Annotated in this window: 5 protein-coding genes; 3 read left to right on the forward strand and 2 right to left on the reverse strand. The window is 67.9% G+C overall.

What is annotated here, in order from left to right; genetic code table 11:
* Together GPA_RS19245 and GPA_RS11105 are read right to left on the reverse strand one after the other, a co-directional pair.
* Positions 1-223 (reverse strand): hypothetical protein (locus GPA_RS19245; RefSeq protein ID WP_041239517.1); only part of this gene is annotated, 223 nt, incomplete at its 3' end.
* 121 nt (positions 224-344) lie between these two features.
* Positions 345-1,715 carry an ATP-grasp domain-containing protein gene (locus GPA_RS11105; protein WP_015539909.1) on the reverse strand — a complete coding sequence of 457 codons (1,371 nt, stop codon included), beginning with the start codon at positions 1,713-1,715 and terminating at the stop codon, positions 345-347.
* 216 nt (positions 1,716-1,931) lie between these two features.
* On the opposite strand from GPA_RS11105, the gene metK reads away from it, so the two are divergent.
* The 3 genes from metK to GPA_RS19250 all read left to right on the forward strand — a co-directional run.
* Entirely contained in the window at positions 1,932-3,197 is a 1,266-nt protein-coding gene (gene metK / locus GPA_RS11110) for a methionine adenosyltransferase (RefSeq protein WP_015539910.1), read from the forward strand.
* A 312-nt stretch (positions 3,198-3,509) separates the two neighbouring features.
* Positions 3,510-4,367: a DNA damage-inducible protein D gene (gene dinD / locus GPA_RS11115; RefSeq protein ID WP_015539911.1), complete on the forward strand. Its 858-nt coding sequence runs from the start codon at positions 3,510-3,512 to the stop codon at positions 4,365-4,367.
* 42 nt (positions 4,368-4,409) lie between these two features.
* Positions 4,410-4,616 (forward strand): primosomal protein N' family DNA-binding protein (locus tag GPA_RS19250; RefSeq protein WP_167536649.1); only part of this gene is annotated, 207 nt, incomplete at its 3' end.

Consider the following 4,616-nt stretch of genomic DNA (forward strand, 5'->3'; position numbering starts at 1 on the left):
CCTCGCCGTCGGCGTCGCGGCCGTAGTCGTCCACGGTGAACCCGCGGGTCTCCACGGCGAGCGCCGTCAGCTGCCCGTCGGCGTAGGGCGATACCGCGTCGTTCGCGGTGGCCTGCGCGAGCAGCTGGGTGGAGGCGGGCAGTGTGCACGCGCCGAACCCCGCCGCGAACAGCGTCATCGCCAGCGCCATGGCGGCAACCGCCGCCGCTACCTTGTCGGCCATCGGCCGTCCTCCTCGCCCTCTCGCGCCCCCGCGCATCCTCGGCGGCATCCCGTGCCCGGGCTGTCGCGCCGCCCTGTCCGATTGCCGGGCCGCACCCCCGTGCGGCCCGGCGTCAATGCCGTCAGCCCCGGCCCACCCAGATGGTGGCCGCCGTCATGCCCTGCTTGTCCTTCGAGATCGTGGGCTGCGGCCCCAGGCGGCTGAACACGCCCATGAACTCGCCGTCGTACAGGTACAGGCCGTTCAGGTTGTTGTACGGCCGGGGGTCGAAGGGCACCTCGTCGTCCGGCAGCGCGTCGATACCCGTGTCGGGCGGCAGCGTCTCGGTCTTGAAGGGGCGGATGTAGCGCTGCACGATGAACGGGTGGCCGGCGCGGCCGTTCGCGAAGCGGTCGATGAGCCGCTCCCATTCCTCCTGCGTCACGGACTCGCCGGCGTACACGTCGTCTGCGCCGTAGTGGTCGGTCGGCTTGATGATCCACTCGCAGCGGTTCTCGCGGATCTGCGGCAGGTTCACGTGGTCGTCGTCCAGGAAGGCCGTGAGCGGCACGGTCTCCTCCACGAACGAGATCTCGTCGGCGTCCAGAAACGCGGTCGTGCGCTCGTCGAACAGCACGCTGAACAGCTGCTTGTCGTGCACGATGTGCCCGGCGAAGCTGCCGATGAGCGCCACCTTGGCCGCCCGCACGGCGTCGATGAGCTGCTGCGACTCGTCCCAGTGGTCGATGACGTCGTTCGTCACGCACCGCCGCCAGATGGCGTCGACCTGCCGGCCCTCCCCGTCGCGCAGCACCTCGCCGTCGAAGCGCAGGTCGCGCACGTCGGCCACCACGCACTCCACGCCGCGCTGGCGGAACAGGCCCGCGTAGATGTGGAACTCGTCCACCACGCCGTTCTCCAGATAGTCGCAGATGGCGATGCGCGGGTTCTCCACCCGGCGCTCGTACGTGGCGTAGATGTCCAGGAACTTGTCGACCCAGCTCTCGAACAGCTCGCAGCCCTCCACATGGTGGCGGTTCGCGAATTCCTCGAACGTCTTCGACTGCGCCACGGACGTGGTGATCTCGCGGTTCTCGTTCATGCCCGACGAGCCGTCGGCGTTGAACTCGCAGAACTTGATGCGCCCGTCGTCCTCGTCGAGGAACGTGTCCACGCGCGCGAACGGAAGCACCGCGTCGTAGCCGCGCGGCAGCAAGATGAGCTCCTCGAGGCGCGGGTCGAAGTCGAAGGCGCGGCGGTAGGCGGGGTCGGCCAGGTAATGCTCGATGACCTTCACGAGGATGCGGTGGGCGGTCTCGGCCGTCTCCTTCATGATGCGGTACGTCTGTGCGTCGAACAGGCGGGGCACGAAGCTGGCGGCCACCACCTGGTGGTGCACGATGGCCGTGGAGCCCTGCAGGTACTCGTAGGCGGCACGGCGGCCGGGCACGTCGCCCTGCAGCGATTCCATGATGGCGAAGTACTCGCGGGTGTAGTCGGCGTTGTACGACATAGGCGCTCTTTTCCGTCGGTCGGAGGCAGTGGATCGCCTGCCATCTTACCACGAGCGCTGCCTGCCCGCGATGCTGTGCGCGCGGGCGTAGAATAGTCGTGATTTGCCGGATGACTCGGCCCGCCCGGCCCGAGGTGTGCTAACCTTGGATGGAGATAAACCAGGCGCCTCGCGGGGAAGCGGGGCGCCGTGTACGTATGAGGAGAATGGGGAACCATGTCCGACACGCATGCATCGTATCTGTTCACGTCCGAGTCCGTCACCGAGGGGCATCCCGACAAGGTGTGCGACCAGATATCGGACGCCGTCCTGGACGCCATCCTGGCCAAGGAAACCGAGCTTGCGGCCCAGGGCTACGTGGCGCCCAACGGCTGCCCGGCCGACCCGGCGCAAGTGCGATGCGCCTGCGAGACCATGGCCACCACGGGCATGGTCATGGTCACGGGCGAGATCCGCACGCAGGCCTACGTGGACGTGCCCGGCATCGTGCGCGAGGTGCTCTCCGACATCGGCTACAACCGCGCCAAGTTCGGCTTCGACTGCGACACGTGCGGCGTGCTCAACGCCATTCACGAGCAGAGCCCGGACATCGCGCAGGGCGTCGACGAGAGCTGGGAGGCCCAGCACGGCCTGGCCGGTGACGACCCCTACGAGCGCATCGGCGCGGGCGACCAGGGCATGATGTTCGGCTACGCCTGCGACGAGACGCCCACGCTCATGCCGATGCCCATCTACCTGGCGCACCGCCTGGCCGAGCGCCTGTCGGCCGTGCGCAAGGACGCCACGCTGCCGTACCTGCGCCCCGACGGCAAGACTCAGGTGTCCGTGCGCTACGTGGACGGCCGCCCGACGTGCGTGGAGAAGGTGGTCGTGTCCACGCAGCACGCCGAGAGCGTCGCCCACGACGAGCTGCGCGCCGCCATCGTGGAGCACGTGGTGCGCCCCGTGCTGGAGGCCGAGGGCGTGGAGCTAGCCGAGGACGCCGAGATCCACGTGAACCCCACCGGCCGCTTCGTCATCGGCGGGCCCATGGGCGACGCGGGCCTCACCGGCCGCAAGATCATCGTGGACTCCTACGGCGGCATGGGCCGCCACGGCGGCGGCGCGTTTTCCGGCAAGGACTGCACGAAGGTGGACCGCTCGGGCGCCTACGCGGCGCGCTGGGTGGCGAAGAACGTGGTGGCGGCCGGCCTCGCCGCGCGCTGCGAGATCCAGCTCGCCTACGCCATCGGCATGGCGCGGCCGGTGTCGGTGATGATCGACACGTTCGGCACGAACGAGGTGGACGAGGCCGCCATCGAGCGCGCGGTGGGCGAGGTGTTCGACCTGCGCCCGGGCGCCATCATCGACGAGCTGGACCTGCGCCGCCCCATCTACCGCAAGACGGCCGCCTACGGCCACTTCGGCCGCGAGCTGCCCGAGTTCACCTGGGAGCGCACCGACCGCGCCGACGCGCTGCGGAAGGCCTGCGGGCTGGACTAGGGTGCAGCTCGAACGTCCCCATTTTCGGCAAACGCCCGTCGCTCGTGCTTGCGGCGGGTTTTTTCTTACTTTTGTAAATAAGGGAACAAGCGTTCCTATATTTATGCTATGATCTCTCTACCGAAAAGAGCCAGTGCGGATGCTTCCCTTCGGCCGGCGAACGGCCTTGTGCGGGATGCCCATAGACGGCGGCGGTCTCCGCGTCGCCCGCACCACGTCCGCAATATCCTCTGAGCAAACGGAGCTGCCCCACAGGCCGCCAACGTGCGGCCGCGGCCGCGTACGCTGCAAGGGCGGAAAAGGAGGACGTTCATGGAGCTGCACGACATCGAGAGGCGTAAGCTGACGCTGGACGACCTGGCGCACATCGACGCGGAAAGCGGCGTCGAGTTCTGGTATGCGCGCGACATCATGGAGTTTCTGGGATACCGGCGCTGGGAAAACTTCGCGGTTGCAGTAGAGCGGGCGAAAGTGTCGGGGAATGCTTCGAGAACCGCAGGTCAAGATCATTTTCGTGAGGCCACGAAAATGATCGAGGCCGGCAAGGGCGCCCAGCGCAAGGTCAAGGACTACAAGCTCACGCGCTATGCCTGCTACCTCATCGCCCAGAACGGCGACCCGCGCAAAGAGGAGATCGCCTTCGCGCAGAGCTACTTCGCGCTGCAAACGCGCAAGCAGGAGCTCATCGAGGAGCGGATGCGAGCACTTGCGCGCATCGCTATCCGCGGACAGCTCACCGAGGCGGAGAAGGAGCTCTCGCGCATCGCTTACGAGCGGGGCGTCGACGGGGCGGGCTTCGCACGCATCCGCTCCAAGGGGGATGCGGCGCTGTTCGGCGGCCATACGACGGCCGACATGAAGAAGCGGCTGGGCGTCAAAGGGTCGAGGCCCCTTGCAGACCACCTGCCGTCGGTAACCCTCGCGGCGAAGCAGCTGGCCACCGAGATGACGAACCACAACGTCGAGGGCAAGGACCTGCACGGCGAGCGCCCTATCGCCGAAGAGCACGTGCAGAACAACGTCGGCGTGCGCGACTTACTCGGCCGGCGCGGCATCAGGCCCGAGGAGCTGCCGCCCGAGGAGGACGTGAGAAGGCTCGAGCGCCGCGTGACCGTCGAGACGCGCAGGCTGGAGCAGGAGGCGCGGGGATTTCCCGCGTCAAAGGGCTAGGTCGGTACGGTCCGGTTGCAGACGTGGGATATACTGGTTGCCATGAGATTCGCATCGGTCATCCTGGACATACCCACGCAGGCGCTCGACGCGCCCTACACGTACTCCGTTCCCGAGGCGCCGGCCGAGGCCGGCGGCTACGACGTGGAGGTGGGGTGCGCCGTGCTCGTGCCGTTCGGGCACCGGCAGGCGGTGGGGTTCGTCGTGGGGCTGCAGGAGCTTCCCGACGGCGAGGCGCCGGCCGGTATC

This window comes from Gordonibacter pamelaeae 7-10-1-b, from assembly GCF_000210055.1.
Classification (GTDB): Bacteria; Actinomycetota; Coriobacteriia; order Coriobacteriales; family Eggerthellaceae; genus Gordonibacter; species Gordonibacter pamelaeae.